The sequence below is a fragment of the Vitreoscilla filiformis genome, from assembly GCF_002222655.1.
GTDB classification, from domain to species: Bacteria; Pseudomonadota; Gammaproteobacteria; order Burkholderiales; family Burkholderiaceae_C; genus Ideonella; species Ideonella filiformis.
This window is the reverse complement of record NZ_CP022423.1, coordinates 3,102,566-3,118,093: the sequence shown is the minus strand read 5'-3', so window position 1 is coordinate 3,118,093 and position 15,528 is coordinate 3,102,566. Positions and strand designations below refer to the sequence as shown.

Below are 15,528 nucleotides of genomic sequence, written 5' to 3'. Positions count from 1 at the left end.
TTTTATGAGTAATACAAATCCGCGACCGGTGCCACGCCTGCCGAATGGTGGTATTGATGTTGCTGCTGTTTATGACGCTGCGCTAGCTAAGTTTACTGATGACTTAGCGAGCAATCAATTCTGGGAGATTGTTCCCAAAGCAGGTGGTGCCAGCGTCGGGGTTCTTGATGCACAGACGGGTTTACGTTATCCATCTATTCATGAACTAGAAGATTTTCTTAAGAAACACCCTTTTTTGCATGTCCAGGATCAGAATGAGAAATACCAAGCTACGCTGCACACAGCTACAAATCGGCTGTGGGTTTATCTCCATCAGGGAAGTATTTTTAGTCCGGGTAATGCTCTGGTAAAAGTTAATGAAAGCCGTGCCGCCGGCTTATCAAACTGGTGTTTGCCCACCAAAGACGAATTGTATGCCTTTGCCACAGCTGGTGGTAACCCGCACCGGGAGGGGCAGAAGTATCGTTTACATGGGGCGTGTTACTGGCTCACCACGCAAGGGCGATGTCAGGTGGATGAGAACTATTGGGGCTTATCTAGCTACGACGGAGGCCTACTCTTTGCGACGAACTGCTACTTGAGTAAAATCTCCCCCACAAAAATAATGGCCTGCTTGGTGAAACAGGGCTGGAAATTGGTTAGCCCAGACGGCAAAGTATGTTTTCCTGCAACCATTGACAGAGCATGGCAGGGCTTCAACCCAGCCTTACTAATGAAGGAATTGACAGAGGATCAGTTAAACCTGAGCGTGTCACTTGGGATTTGGGATGAAATTAAGCGAGTTGCTGCTGCCGCTTTCGGAAAATTGTCGAGTTGGTGGTAATGATTTTATTTTTCATGACCAGGGTTTAAACCACCGGATTTCAGCCGGTCAGCTTTAGCTGCGTCAATCATTTTTACGGTTGCGATAAACAAATTTCGTGGCCGTGAGCGGGGTATTTTGGCGCGGGGTGCTTTGTGGGTAGACTTTCAGTTCTCTGCGCCCCGCACGAACCCGCCTAGTTTAGCAGGTGGTCGTTCAGTAACAGGGGTGAATTTGGCTTACATATTTAAAGCGCAATAGAATCATTAACAAGTTTTTTTGAATAACGTAACTGTCATGCATATCAATCCCGACCCTTTTTCCTTTCTCACAAACCTCGACTACACCCCCTGCCGCCTACCCCGTCTGGAAGCCGTGCAGTTCACAGACCCGCATAAGGGCCTGTGGGAACTGTGGGGCAATGATGCGGCACGGCTCAAAGAGCTTGGGTTGGTCGCTCGCGACCCGGTGCGTGATGTCTGCAAGCGCAGCGTCGCCATCGACTTCGGCACCAGCAGCACCGTCGTGGCAATGGACGATGAGCACGGCAACCGACGCCTCCTGCGCATCGGCGTGCGTGACTTCTACCAAGCCCCCCGAGGCACCGATTTCGAAAACCCGACGGTGCTGGAAATCATCGACTTCAAGCGCTTGGCGACCGCTTGGACGGCACAGGCCTACCGCCCAGAAGTCAACTGGGATTGGGTTCACGCCGCGCACGAAGCACAAGCCAGCTTCCGCGATAACCCCGGTGACACAGCCGTACTCGCCAGCATCCTGCCTCGCCTGAAACAGTGGGCCCTGCGCTCCGCCCACCAAACCCTGCGCTTGACCGACCGACAAGGCCACGAAATCGAGCTGCCGCCCCTCACCGAGCGCAACCCCGTGCGGGGCCAACCCATGCAGGTCACCGCCAACGATCCCTTCGACCCCATCGAGCTGTATGCCTGGTTCTTGGGCATGGCCATCAACTGGCGAGGCCATGGGCTGTTCCTCAAGTACCACCTGACCTTCCCGGTCAAGTACGAGCGCGAAGCCAAAGACAAAATCCTCGCCAGCTTCCGCCGAGGCTTGCAACGCAGCCTGCCGCCTACGCTGATCGCACAGCCGGGCGCCTGGCAAGGCTTCTCCGTCGAAGAAATTGCCTCGGAGCCCGCTGCCTACGCCGCTGCCGCATTGCCCCACCTTGGGATCGAACCCAGCGATGACGGCATCCCCTACGCGGTGTTCGACTTCGGTGGCGGCACCACCGACTTCGACTACGGCCTTTGGCGCTGGGCCAATACCGACGAAACCGACGAAGGTTACGACCAAGTTTTCGAACACCTGCACTCATCGGGAGATAACTTTTTAGGTGGTGAAAACCTGCTTGAACACCTGGTTTACGCCAGCTTTCAACAGAACCTCGACGTGTGCCGTGAGCAGCGGATTCACTTCACCCGCCCGCTTGACGGTCAGCGTTTCACCGGGGATGAAGCCTTCGTCCATCCCACCCAAGCTGCGCAGACCAACACCGTGCTGTTGGCGGCCAAACTGCGAGCCTTCCTTGAAAGTGAGGATGGCCAACTCGATGCGCAACTTCGCATCGAACTGCTGAACCAACAAAGCACCAAAACCCCCTGCGAACTGAGTTTGGATCGCCAAGCGCTCGACGAGCTGCTGTTCACCCGCATGCAAAACGGTGTGCGCGAATTCCTGAACGAACTGGCCACCGTGCGCCACGAGTTGCCCGAGAACGAACCGGTGCATGTGCTGCTGGCGGGCAACGGCAGCCGCTCGCGCCACGTCAAAGCACTGTTCGATCCGCAAGGCGAGCACTGGCCGCAGTTGTTGCAAGAAGTGTTTGGCCCGGATGGCTCACCCGAAATCATCATCCATGCACCGCTGCCGATTCGGGAAGACAACCACCACGCCCCCACCGCCAAGACTGGGGTGGCGTTGGGCTTGTTGCGTTTGTGCCCTGGTGAAGGCGTCAAACTGATCGACCATGTGCGCAGCACCAGCCACGATGAGGCACCGTTCCGCTATTTCGTTGGCCGGCTGGGTCGGCGCGAGGAGTTCACCCCCACTCTCACGCCGCACATACCCTATCAGCAATGGCACCAACTCGGCCCGTTGCCGCAAGGGGTGTTCAAACTGTGCAGCAGCATCAGTCTGCGGGCCCGTGCGGGGATGCGGCAGGGGGATCCGGAGTTGCAGATTCGGCGTTTGGACTTCCCAAGCACCAACACTCAGGACAAGCTGTTTGCCCGCGCCATTGGGCCGACCCGCATCGAGCTGGCCGTGGCCCCCGATGAGGGTTCACTGACCACCCGCGCTGACCTGTTTCTCCAGACACTCGATCTGGCCGCAGGCTGACGCCCGACCCCGTCCGCCGTGAACGTTCAGTCGCTGGCGGCGGCCAAGCCGTTTTCGAAGTGGCACTTCATCAAGCGGGCGGCGGCCTCGGTATCGCGGGCGAGCAGGGCTTGCATGAGTGCCCGGTGCTCCGCCAGCGACTCGGCCAAGCGCCCTTGCCGAAACAGCGAGTGATGACGGTTGAGCTTCATCATCTTGCGCAGATCAGTGACGATCTGCCCACGCCAGCGATTACCACCCAACGCCAACAAGTGCATGTGAAAACGCTCGTTGGTGGCAAAAAACTGGTCTCGCTGCCCGACTTGGGCTTCGAGTTGATCATGCAAGGTTTGTAGCTCGGCCAAGTCGGCGGCGCTGGCTTTCTCGGCGACTTCGGCGGCAGCATCGCTTTCCAGCAGGGCGAGCAAACGGTAAACCTGGGTCACGTCCTGCGCCGACATTTCGGTGACGTAGGCGCCCCGGCGCACCTTCATCGTCACCAGACCCTCGACGGCCAGCACCTTCAGCGCTTCACGCAAGGGCGTGCGGCTGATGCCGTATTCGGCGGCCAAACGCTGCTCGTCAATCCAACTGCCCGGCTCCAACTCGCGGTTGAAGATCTGTTCGCGCACCCGTTCGGCGACTTGCTGGTAGAGCGCGCGCGGTGCGAGCGAGGTGTCAGCTTCAGCGTGCACAGTGGAGGAGCCTTGTTGCAGGGCTATGTTCATCTTGAATTCATAATTATGCATCATGTATCATGGCGGGCAAGTACAGGCCGCGCCGCCATGCCAAACGTGCGCCACCCTCTGGCGCCCAGGAGTCTTCATGTCCAACCCGCAAGAATTCAACCCCGCTTCTCTTGATCAATGGGCCAAGGCGGCCGCCAAATCGGCGCCGGGTGGCGATGTGTCGGCCCTGAACTGGGTCACGCCCGAAGGCATCACCGTCAAGCCGCTGTACACCGCTGCGGACACCGCCGAACTGCCGTTCTCCAACACGCTGCCGGGCTTCGAGCCCTTCATCCGTGGGCCGCAGGCCACCATGTACGCGGTGCGCCCGTGGACGATCCGCCAGTATGCAGGCTTCTCCACCGCCGAAGAATCCAACGCTTTCTACCGCAAGGCATTGGCAGCGGGCGGGCAGGGCGTGTCCGTGGCGTTTGACTTGGCCACCCACCGGGGTTATGACTCGGATCACCCGCGTGTCACAGGTGACGTCGGCAAAGCCGGCGTGGCCATCGACAGCGTGGAAGACATGAAGATCCTGTTCGACGGCATCCCGCTCGACAAGATTTCGGTCTCGATGACCATGAACGGCGCCGTGCTGCCCGTGCTGGCCGGCTACGTGGTGGCCGCTGAAGAGCAGGGCGTGCCGCAGAACAAGCTCTCCGGAACCATTCAGAACGACATTCTGAAAGAGTTCATGGTGCGCAACACCTACATCTACCCGCCCGAGCCGTCGATGAAGATCATCGGCGACATCATCGAGTACACGGCGCAGAACATGCCGAAGTTCAACTCGATCTCGATCTCGGGTTACCACATGCAAGAAGCCGGCGCTAACCAGGCGCTGGAGCTGGCCTTCACCCTGGCCGACGGCAAAGAGTATGTGAAGACGGCCATTGCCAAGGGCCTGGACGTGGACGCCTTCGCTGGCCGTCTGTCCTTCTTCTGGGCGATTGGCATGAACTTCTACCTGGAGATCGCCAAGATGCGCGCCGCCCGCCTGCTGTGGGCGCGCATCATGAAGGGCTTTGACGCCAAAAACCCGAAGAGCCTGATGCTGCGCACGCACTGCCAGACGTCGGGCTGGTCGCTCACCGAGCAAGACCCGTACAACAACGTGGTGCGCACCACCATCGAAGCGATGGCGGCGGTGTTTGGTGGCACGCAGTCGTTGCACACCAACTCGCTGGACGAGGCCATTGCACTGCCGACCGAGTTCAGCTCGCGCATCGCCCGCAACACCCAGCTCATCATCCAAGAAGAAACCCACATCACCAACGTGATCGACCCGTGGGCCGGCTCCTACCTGATGGAATCGCTCACGCAAGACATGGCCGACAAAGCCTGGGCGATCATCGAAGAAGTCGATGCCATGGGCGGCATGACCAAGGCGGTGGATTCCGGCTGGGCCAAGCTGAAGATCGAAGCCAGCGCGGCTGAAAAGCAAGCACGCATCGACTCTGGCAAGGACGTGATCGTCGGCGTCAACAAATACAAGTTGGCCAAGGAAGATCCGATCGAAATCCTGGACGTGGACAACGTCAAGGTGCGCGATTCGCAAATCGCCCGCATCCAGTCCATCAAGGCCAGCCGCGACAGCGCCGCCGTGCAAGCGGCGCTGGAAGCGCTGACCGCCGCTGCCGAATCGGGCCAAGGCAACCTGCTGGATCTGGCGATCAAGGCGATCCGCCTGCGCGCCACCGTCGGTGAAGTCTCGGACGCGCTGGAAAAGATCTACGGTCGCCACCGCGCCGACATTCAAAAGGTGACCGGTGTGTACGCTGCCGCCTACGACTCGGCTGAAGGCTGGGACAAGCTGAAGGAAGAAATCGCCGCGTTTGCGGACGAGCAAGGCCGCCGCCCCCGCGTGATGATCGCCAAGCTCGGCCAAGACGGCCACGACCGGGGCGCCAAAGTGGTCGCCACCGCGTTCGCCGACCTGGGTTTCGACGTGGACATGGGTCCGCTGTTCCAAACCCCGGAAGAGTGCGCCCGCCAAGCGATTGAAAACGACGTGCATGCCGTGGGTGTTTCGACCCTGGCCGCCGGTCACAAGACCTTGGTGCCGGCCATCATTGCCGAGCTGAAGAAGCAGGGCGCGGACGACATCATTGTGTTCGTCGGCGGCGTGATCCCGCGCCAAGACTATGACGTGCTGTTCGAAGCCGGCGTGAAGGGCGTTTACGGCCCCGGCACGCCGATCCCGGCCAGCGCCAAGGATGTGCTGGAGCAAATCCGTGCGGCGGTGAAATCCGCCTGACGACTTTCGATCGAGCCCCAGTTGCACTGACCACCGGAGCCAGGCCGGTGGCGGGTGGATACTTCCCAGTTCTCCGCCACTGCCTGCCTGCGCTGCCATGACCACTTTGCCCACCCACTCGCCCGTGCTCATGCTCACCCCGGCCGGGGAAGACGACTTCGACGCCCTCCTGTCGTTGCGGCTGGCGGCGATGCGTGAGATTTTGGAGCGGGCGGGCCGGTTCGACCCCCAGCGTGCCCGCGAGCGTTTGTCTCGCGGCTACCTGCCGGCCTACACCCGCCACATTCTTCGCAATGGTGAGTTGGTGGGCTTCGTGGTGGTGGTGCCGCGTGAGGGCGACTGGTTGCTCGATCACCTTTACATCCACCCCAGCGCCCAAGGTGAGGGCATCGGTTCCTGGGTGCTGACCCAGGTGCTTCAAGAAGCCGACGCGCAAGGTAAGGCCGTGAGCGTCACCGCGCTGAAGCACAGCGATGCCAACCGTTTCTACCTGCGCCACGGTTTCGTGTTGCAGGCCGAAGGCGAGTGGGATTTGTATTACCTGCGCCCGGCCAGGCCCGCCGACCGAAGCTAGACGTTTTTGCCATGAACACCGTGCCCGATGGTTTGCCCGAGGCCGAGCAGCGCCTCTACGCCCAGATCGTGGGTGAGGATCCGATGCCGCGTCGCCGCGCCATCGCCAAGACCATCACGTTGTTGGAGTCCACCCGCCCGGAGCACCGTCTGCGGGCCGATGAGCTGCTGAATGCGCTGTTGCCGCACACCGGGCGTTCGCTGCGTTTGGGCATTTCGGGCGTGCCGGGCGTGGGCAAAAGCACCTTCATCGAAACCCTGGGCATGCACCTGATTGGCCAAGGCCATCGGGTGGCGGTGCTGGCCATCGACCCGTCATCCACCGTGTCGGGCGGCTCGATCCTGGGGGACAAGACGCGCATGGAGCAGTTGAGCGTCCATGAGTCGGCCTTCATCCGCCCGAGCCCGTCCAGCGGCACGCTGGGTGGCGTGGCCGAGCGCACCCGCGAAAGCATGCTGGTGTGCGAAGCCGCCGGCTACGACGTGGTGATCGTCGAAACCGTGGGCGTGGGCCAGAGCGAAACGGCGGTGCATGGCATGACGGACATGTTCTGCCTGCTGCAACTGCCCAACGCCGGCGACGATCTGCAAGCCATCAAAAAAGGCGTGATGGAGTTGGCCGACTTGGTGGTGATCAACAAGGCGGACATCGACGTGAACGCCGCCACCCGGGCGCGGGCGCAGATCACCTCAGCGCTGCGGCTTTTCGGGCACCACGGCAATCCCGAGCATGCCCACCATGACGAAAACCTGTGGCACCCGCAGGTGATCCAGATCAGCGCCCTGAAGTCCACCGGGGTGGACGATTTTTGGCGCACCGTCAGCCAGTACCGCGAGGTGCAAACCCGCTCGGGCCGCCTGGCAGCGCGCCGCCGCGCCCAGGATGAAGCCTGGATGTGGGAGCGCATTGATGCGGGGCTGAAGGCCCGTTTCCGTGCGCACCCTGCTGTGCGCGATCAACTTGCCGGATTGAGCAGCGAAGTGCGCGCCGGCCGGGTGGCGGCCTCGGTGGCCGCGCGCCGTTTGCTCGACCTTTTCAATTGACCTGAAGACGAACGAGACGAGGAGTTCCTCCAAATGCAAGACATCCTCCAGATGCTGGAAGAAAAGCGCGCCAAGGCTCGCCTGGGCGGTGGCCAAAAGCGCATTGACTCGCAGCACAAGAAGGGCAAGCTGACCGCCCGTGAGCGCCTCGAACTGCTGTTCGACGAAGGCACGTTTGAAGAGTGGGACATGTTCGTGGAACACCGCTGCGTGGACTTCGGCATGCAAGACAACAAGATCACCGGCGACGGCGTGGTGACCGGCTACGGCATGATCAATGGCCGCCTGGCCTTTGCCTTCAGCCAAGACTTCACGGTGTTCGGCGGTGCGCTCTCGGAATCGCACGCGGAGAAAATCTGCAAGATCATGGATCAGGCCATGAAGGTCGGCGCGCCGGTGATCGGCCTGAACGACTCGGGTGGCGCTCGCATTCAAGAAGGCGTGGCCTCGCTCGGCGGTTACGCCGAAGTGTTCCAGCGCAACGTCATGGCGTCGGGCGTGATCCCGCAGATCTCGATGATCATGGGCCCGTGTGCCGGTGGCGCCGTGTACTCGCCCTCCATGACCGACTTCATCTTCATGGTGAAGGACTCGTCCTACATGTTCGTCACCGGCCCCGAAGTGGTGAAGACCGTGACGCACGAGGACGTGACCGCTGAAGAACTGGGCGGTGCGGTGACGCACACCAGCAAGTCCGGCGTGGCCGATCTGGCGTTCGAAAACGATGTGGAAGCGCTGCTGATGCTGCGCCGCTTCTTCAACTACCTGCCGCTGAACAACCGCGAAAAGCCGCCGGTTCGCCCCAGCCAGGACATCGCCACGCGCCTGGACTTCTCGCTCGACACCCTGGTGCCCGAGAACCCGAACAAGCCCTACGACATGAAGGAGTTGATCCTCAAGGTTGTGGACGACGGTGACTTCTTCGAAATCCAGCCGGATTACGCCGCCAACATCGTCATCGGTTTTGCCCGCATGGACGGCGCGACCGTGGGCGTGGTGGCCAACAACCCACTGGTGCTGGCCGGTTGCTTGGACATCAAGTCTTCCATCAAGGCAGCGCGTTTTGTGCGCTTCTGCGATGCGTTCAACATCCCGGTGGTGACCTTCGTGGACGTGCCTGGCTTCATGCCCGGCACCTCGCAGGAGTACGGCGGCATCATCAAGCACGGCGCCAAGCTGCTCTACGCTTACGCCGAATGCACGGTGCCCAAGATCACCGTCATCACCCGCAAGGCTTACGGCGGCGCGTATGACGTGATGGCCTCCAAGCACCTGCGCGGTGATGTGAACTTCGCCTGGCCGAACGCCGAAATCGCGGTGATGGGCGCCAAGGGCGCGGTGGAAATCATCTTCCGCGAAGACAAGGGCGATCCGGCCAAGCTGGCGGCCAAGGAAGCTGAATACAAGGCACGCTTCGCCAACCCGTTCGTGGCCGGCGCACGCGGCTTCATCGACGACGTGATCCAGCCGCACGAAACCCGCAAGCGCATCTGCCGCTCGCTGGTGATGCTCAAGGACAAGAAGCTGGACAACCCGTGGCGCAAGCACGGCAACATCCCCCTCTGATCACGCGGCGCGAAAGCAAACAACCATGTTCAAGAAAATTCTGATTGCCAACCGCGGCGAGATCGCCTGCCGCGTCATCAAGACGGCCAAGAAGATGGGCATCGCCACCGTGGCGGTGTACTCGGAGGCCGACAAGGAAGCCCGCCACGTCGCCCTGGCTGACGAGGCCGTGCTGCTGGGCCCGGCGCCCAGCCGCGAGTCCTACCTCGTGGCCGACAAGATCATTGCCGCCTGCAAGGCCACTGGCGCTGAAGCGGTTCACCCCGGCTACGGCTTCCTCTCGGAAAACGCTGGCTTTGCCAAGCGTTGCGAGGAAGAGGGCATCGCCTTCATCGGCCCGCGCTACTTCAGCATTGAAGCCATGGGCGACAAGATCGCCTCGAAGAAGCTGGCCAACGAAGCCCAGGTCAACACCATCCCCGGCTACAACGACGCCATCGACACGCCCGAACAGGCCGTGGAGATCGCCAAGGGCATCGGCTACCCGGTGATGATCAAGGCGTCGGCTGGCGGCGGCGGCAAGGGCCTGCGCGTGGCGTTCAACGACAAGGAAGCGTTCGAAGGCTTCAGCTCGTGCCGCAACGAAGCCCGCAACAGCTTCGGCGATGACCGCGTGTTCATCGAAAAGTATGTGCTGGAGCCGCGCCACATCGAAATCCAGGTGCTGGGCGACTCGTTCGGCAATGTGGTGTACCTGAACGAGCGTGAATGCTCGATCCAGCGCCGCCACCAGAAGGTGATTGAAGAGGCGCCGTCGCCCTTCATCTCCGACGCCACCCGCAAGGCGATGGGCGAACAAGCCGTGGCGCTGGCCAAGGCGGTGAAGTACCAATCCGCCGGCACGGTGGAGTTTGTGGTGGGCAAGGACCAGGACTTCTACTTCCTGGAAATGAACACCCGCCTGCAAGTGGAGCACCCGGTCACGGAAAACATCACCGGCCTGGATCTGGTCGAGCAGATGATTCGCGTGGCTGCGGGCGAAGCGTTGAGCTTCACCCAGGCGGACGTGAAGAAGGAAGGTTGGTCGATCGAGTGCCGCATCAACGCGGAAGACCCGTTCCGCAACTTCCTGCCCTCCACTGGCCGCCTGGTGCGCTACCAGCCGCCCGCAGCGGTGCTGGAACAGTCGGTGCCGACGCTGGTCGGCCTGGCCTACGAGAATGGCCGCTTCGGCGGCGTGCGCGTGGACACCGGCGTTTATGACGGCGGCGAAATCCCGATGTTCTACGACTCGATGATCGCCAAGCTCATCGTGCACGGTAAGGATCGCAACGACGCCATCGCCAAGATGCGCGAGGCGCTCAACGCCTTCGTGATCCGGGGCATCAGCTCGAACATTCCGTTCCAAGCGGCGCTGCTGGCGCATCCGAAGTTCGTCACCGGCCAGTTCAACACCGGTTTCATCGCCGAGCACTACGCCCACGGTTTCCGCGCCGAGGACGTGCCGCACGACGACCCGAACTTCCTGATCGCCCTGGCCGCCTTCGTGCGCCGCAAGGCCCGCGAGCGCGCTGCCGGTATTTCCGGCCAGCTCCAAGGCCACGAAGTGGCGCACAAGAACGAGCTGGTGGTGTGCAAGCTGGGCGCCGAAGGGGCCAACACCTACTTCGACGTGACCCTGGGCGAGTTTGATGCCAAGACGGGTACCGCCGATGTCACGGTGGAAGGCAAGACCTACAGCATCCAAAGCCACACCAAGCTGGGTGACGTGCTGGTGATCGGCTCGGTGAACGGCCAGCCGTTCAGCGCCCAAGTCGAGCGCGTGGCCGGCAAGAACCCGCTGGCGATCCGTGTGATCCACAACGGTACGCAAGTCGATGCCCTGGTGCTGCTGCCACGCGCAGCCGAGCTGCACAAGCTGATGCCGTACAAGGCCCCGCCCGATCTGTCGAAGTTCCTGCTCTCGCCGATGCCGGGCCTGCTGGTGAACATCGCCGTCAAGGTCGGCCAGAAGGTGCTGGCTGGCGAGAAGCTGGCGGTGATCGAAGCCATGAAGATGGAAAACATCCTCGTGGCCACCCAGGATTGCGTGGTGAAGGAAATCCAGGCCGACGTGGGTGCCAGCCTGTCGGTGGATCAGCCGATCATCTCGTTTGAGTAAGGCCGAATCGCCATGAGCAAGCCTTTCAAGATCCTCGGCATCCAGCAAATCGCCATCGGCGGCACCGACAAACAACGCTTGAAAAACCTCTGGGTCGATATCTTTGGCCTGTCGGTGAAGAGCACGTTTGTCTCGGAGCGCGAGAACGTCGATGAAGACATCTGCGCCCTGGGCACCGGCCCGATGGCAGTGGAAGTCGATCTGATGCAACCGCTGGACATCGAGAAGAAGCCCGCTGTGCATGCCACGCCGCTCAACCACGTTGGCCTGTGGGTCGATGACCTGGCCAAGGCGGTGGAATGGATGACGGCCAACGGCGTGCGCTTCGCCCCCGGTGGCATCCGCAAGGGCGCTGCGGGCTTCGACATCTGCTTCATCCACCCCAAAGGCAATGACCAGTTCCCCATCGGCGGTGAAGGCGTGTTGATCGAGCTGGTGCAAGCCCCGGCTGAGGTGATCGCCGCGCTCGGCTAAGCTGCGCGCCCGCGCAAGACCCGGTGACCGTTTGTGTGCGGCACCGGGTTTTTTCTTGGCCGATCGTTTTTGCTTCTTCAAAAGCTTGCCCATGAACACATCCTTCACCGACGCTGGCGGCGCCACGGGGACTAACGCGGCCTGGCAGCAGCGCAGCCGCGCCGCCGTTTGGCATCCGTGTACGCAGATGCAGCGGCTGGACGTGGTGCCGCCCGTGCCCATCGCCCACGGCAGCGGCCCTTGGCTCTACGACTTTGAGGGCCGGCGTTACTTCGACGCCACCAGCTCTTGGTGGGTGAACCTGTTCGGCCACGCCGACGCCGAGCTGAACGCGGCGGTGAAAGCCCAGCTCGACCGCCTGCCGCACGTCATGCTCGCCGGCTGCACGCACGCGCCAGCGGTGGAGCTGGCCGAGCGGCTCTCCGCCTTGACGGGCGGTGTGCTGGGCCACTGTTTCTTTGCCAGTGACGGCGCTTCGGCGATTGAAATCGCGCTGAAGATGAGTTTTCACCACTGGAAGAACCGGGGCCGAGGCGAGAAGCGCGAGTTCGTCTGCCTGCGCCAGAGTTACCACGGCGAGACCATCGGCGCGCTGTCCGTCACCGACGTGGCGGTGTTCCGCGACGCTTACGACCCGCTGCTGCTGCGCTCGCATCTCGTGGCTTCGCCGGATGCACGCTTGGCCCAGTCGGGGGAAAGCGCGGCCGATGTGGCGCGCCGCGCCGCTGCCGAGCTGGAAGCGCTGCTGAGCGAACGCGCCGGGCAGATCGCCGCCGTCATCGTCGAGCCGCTGATTCAAGGCGCCGCCGGCATGGCGATGTACGACCCGCTTTACCTGCGCGAAGTGCGCGCCTTGTGCGACCGCTTCGAGGTGCATCTGATCGCCGACGAAATCGCCGTGGGCTGCGGGCGCACGGGTACCTTCTTCGCCTTCGAGCAAGTCGCCGAGCCGGGCACGGCGCCGGTGTGGCCGGATTTGCTGTGCTTGTCCAAGGGCATCAGCGGTGGGTTGTTGCCGCTTTCGCTCGTGCTGTCACGCGATGCGATTTACGAGGCGTTCCTGAGTGATGACGTGACACGCGGTTTCCTGCACTCGCATTCCTACACCGGCAACGCGCTGGCGTGCAGTGCGGCGCTGGCGGTGCTGGATCGCTTCGAACAACAGAACGTGCTGGCCGCCAACCGTGAGCAAGCGCGCTGGCTGGCCGAGGCGCTGGCGCCGCTGGCCACCGATGCACGGTTGGAACATGCCCGCCAGCGCGGCATGGTCTGGGCCATCGACGTGAAGGCTGAAGCGCTGGTCGAGCGTTTCGCCGAGCGTTTCCACCTCGCCGGGCGCGGGCATGAATTGTTGATTCGCCCCATTGGCCGCACCATCTACCTGCTGCCGCCTTACCTCATCACGCCCGAGCTGGCCGGCTGGCTGGCCACGCAACTGCGCGCCTGCATTGACGAGGTGCTGGGCGTAGCGTCTGCCACTTCCGCTGTTTCTTCTGCTTCCACCGATGCTGCTTACCCATCTGACCCAGCGGTTGCGTGAACGCGAGGCCCAAGGCCTGCGCCGCCAGCGCCGCAGCACCGCCACGCCGGGGCTGCCCTTGCAACACGTGCACTTGGTGCCGGATGAACCGGCCCAGGCGTTGCTGAACTTCAGCAGCAACGACTACCTCGGCCTGGCGAACCACCCGACGCTGGTGGCGGCGCTGGCCGAAGGTGCCGGCGTGCATGGGGTCGGCAGCGGCGCCTCCCACTTGGTGAGTGGCCACGGCGCCGCGCACGATGCGTTGGAAGCGGCGCTGGTGGATTGGCTGGGCGGTGCCATCCCCGAAGCGCGTTGCCTGAGCTTCGGCAGCGGTTACATGGCCAACCAAGCGCTGCTGACCGCGCTGGGCGACGAGGCTAGCACCGTGCTGTTCACCGACAAGCTGAACCACGCCTCCCTCATCGACGGCGCCCAGCTCGCCCGCGCTCAAGTGCAGCGTTACCCGCACAACCGGGTGGACAGGCTGACAGCGCTGCTGGCCGAAAGCACCGCGCCGCTCAAACTCATCGTCACCGATGCGGTGTTCAGCATGGATGGCGATCTGGCGCCGCTGCCCGAGCTGCTGGCGCTGGCCGAGGCGCACGACGCCTGGCTGATCCTCGACGATGCCCACGGCCTGGGTGTACTGGGCGCGCACGGCGAAGGCAGCCTCGCGCACTTCGGCCTAAAGAGTGAACGCCTCATCCTCATGGGCACGCTGGGCAAGGCGATGGGCACCTCGGGCGCGTTTGTGCTGGCGCACCGCACCGTGATCGAGTGGCTGACGCAGACGGCGCGGCCTTACATCTTTACCACCGCCTCTTCGCCCGCGTTGGCGCATGCCACGGTGGCCAGCATCGCCTTGGTGCGCAGTGCAGAGGGCGTGGCTTTGCGCGAGCGGCTGCACGCGCGCATCGCCCAATTTCGTCAAGGCATGGCGCAACGGCTGGCGCAGCACCCGGCTTGCGGCTGGCAGTTGATGGACTCGGCAACTGCGATTCAGCCCGTGTTGATTGGCGATAACCACCGCACCGCTGCGCTCGGCCAAGCCTTGATGGCACGCGGACTGTGGGTCGGGGCGATTCGCCCGCCGACGGTGCCGGTGGGCACGGCGCGGTTGCGCATCACCTTGAGCGCGGCGCACAGCGAAGCCCAAGTGGCGCAACTGCTGGCGGCGTTGGGGGCATTGATGAACGACGCCAGGGTGGAGGGGGCGGTATGAGTGGGTTGCCTCGTTGGCGTGGTTGTTTTGTCACGGGCACCGACACCGAAGTCGGCAAAACGCATGTGAGTGCCGCGCTGCTGCACGCGCTGGGTTCACGCGGTCTGCGTGTGGCAGGCTACAAACCCGTGGCCGCCGGCACGGTGCTGAATGCCCAAGGCCAGCGCATCAACGAGGACGTGCAATGGCTGCACGCCGCCAGCACACTGCGCCCGCTGGCGCTGGAGGAAGTCGGGCCGTGTGTGTTCGACACGCCGTGCGCCCCCCACATCGCCGCCCGACTCGAAGGCCGGGCTTTGCGCCCGGCAGAGCTGCTGGCCGGTGCTGCTCGCCTGGCCGCACGCGTTGACGCGGTGGTGGTGGAAGGTGTCGGTGGTTTTTGCGTGCCGCTGGCCGAGCCGGGCGACGACCCAGCTTGGCCGGGTGGCTTCGACAGTGCCGACCTGGCGGTGCAGCTTGGTTTGCCGGTGATTTTGGTGGTGGGCGTGCGCCTGGGTTGCCTGAATCACGCCCAACTCACCGCGCAAGCCGTGCTGGCACGTGGGCTGCGGCTGGCGGGGTGGATCGCCAACGCCATGCAACCCGAAGGCCCGCATCATGCGGCCAATCTGGCGGCCTTGCGCTGGCGGTTTGATGAGCGTCTGGGTGTGCCGTGTCTGGGTGAACTACCGTGCTGCGCCGATCCGAGCGCGGTCAACCTGGCGCAGCACCTCAACCGTTCGGCGTTGGCGGAGGTGTTGGGGTTGCCGCGCACGTTGTTGCCCTGAGGCGAGCCCCCTCTCCCCAACCCCTCTCCCACGAGGGGAGGGGGGCTTTTTTGTGCCAACCACCCGATGTGAACCGCTGCGTTCCTCCCCTCTCCCCTTGTGGGAGAGGGGCCGGGGGAGAGGGGGCTCCCCACC

The 15,528-nt window shown here is 62.9% G+C and carries 12 protein-coding genes; 11 read left to right on the top strand and 1 reads right to left on the bottom strand.

Annotated elements, in window-relative coordinates:
• Positions 1–4: 4 nt before the first annotated feature.
• Positions 5–823 carry a hypothetical protein gene (locus tag VITFI_RS18015; RefSeq protein WP_157725705.1) on the top strand — a complete coding sequence of 273 codons (819 nt, stop codon included), beginning with the start codon at positions 5–7 and terminating at the stop codon, positions 821–823.
• Positions 824–1,099: 276 nt separating this feature from the next.
• Entirely contained in the window at positions 1,100–3,160 is a 2,061-nt protein-coding gene (locus VITFI_RS14735) for an acetate and sugar kinases/Hsc70/actin family protein (RefSeq protein WP_089417615.1), read from the top strand.
• 26 nt (positions 3,161–3,186) lie between these two features.
• Here the strand turns inward: VITFI_RS14735 and VITFI_RS14730 are convergent, their stop codons facing one another.
• A complete protein-coding gene (locus tag VITFI_RS14730; RefSeq protein WP_198301511.1) occupies positions 3,187–3,867 on the bottom strand; it encodes a GntR family transcriptional regulator in 681 nt (226 codons plus the stop codon).
• Between the two features lie 97 nt (positions 3,868–3,964).
• Between VITFI_RS14730 and scpA the strand changes: the two genes are divergently transcribed.
• The 9 genes from scpA (at position 3,965) to bioD (ending at position 15,393) form a co-directional block, all read left to right on the top strand.
• A complete protein-coding gene (scpA, locus tag VITFI_RS14725) occupies positions 3,965–6,124 on the top strand; it encodes a methylmalonyl-CoA mutase (RefSeq protein WP_089417613.1) in 2,160 nt (719 codons plus the stop codon).
• Positions 6,125–6,221: 97 nt separating this feature from the next.
• Complete coding sequence (locus tag VITFI_RS14720) at positions 6,222–6,698, top strand: GNAT family N-acetyltransferase (protein WP_198301510.1); 477 nt, start codon at positions 6,222–6,224, stop codon at positions 6,696–6,698.
• Positions 6,699–6,709: 11 nt separating this feature from the next.
• A complete protein-coding gene (gene meaB / locus VITFI_RS14715) occupies positions 6,710–7,741 on the top strand; it encodes a methylmalonyl Co-A mutase-associated GTPase MeaB (RefSeq protein ID WP_089417612.1) in 1,032 nt (343 codons plus the stop codon).
• 33 nt (positions 7,742–7,774) lie between these two features.
• Positions 7,775–9,307, top strand: coding sequence for an acyl-CoA carboxylase subunit beta (locus VITFI_RS14710; RefSeq protein WP_089417611.1), 1,533 nt, complete (start codon positions 7,775–7,777; stop codon positions 9,305–9,307).
• Positions 9,308–9,332: 25 nt separating this feature from the next.
• On the top strand, positions 9,333–11,408 hold the full coding sequence (locus VITFI_RS14705; RefSeq protein ID WP_089417610.1) for an acetyl-CoA carboxylase biotin carboxylase subunit: 2,076 nt from the start codon (positions 9,333–9,335) through the stop codon (positions 11,406–11,408).
• A 12-nt stretch (positions 11,409–11,420) separates the two neighbouring features.
• Complete coding sequence (locus VITFI_RS14700; RefSeq protein ID WP_089417609.1) at positions 11,421–11,882, top strand: VOC family protein; 462 nt, start codon at positions 11,421–11,423, stop codon at positions 11,880–11,882.
• A 91-nt stretch (positions 11,883–11,973) separates the two neighbouring features.
• Complete coding sequence (gene bioA / locus VITFI_RS14695) at positions 11,974–13,422, top strand: adenosylmethionine--8-amino-7-oxononanoate transaminase (protein WP_089418187.1); 1,449 nt, start codon at positions 11,974–11,976, stop codon at positions 13,420–13,422.
• Complete coding sequence (bioF, locus tag VITFI_RS14690; RefSeq protein ID WP_089417608.1) at positions 13,388–14,626, top strand: 8-amino-7-oxononanoate synthase; 1,239 nt, start codon at positions 13,388–13,390, stop codon at positions 14,624–14,626. The genes bioA and bioF overlap by 35 nt, the downstream gene beginning before the upstream one ends.
• Entirely contained in the window at positions 14,623–15,393 is a 771-nt protein-coding gene (bioD, locus tag VITFI_RS14685; RefSeq protein WP_089417607.1) for a dethiobiotin synthase, read from the top strand. The genes bioF and bioD overlap by 4 nt, the downstream gene beginning before the upstream one ends.
• Positions 15,394–15,528: the final 135 nt, after the last annotated feature.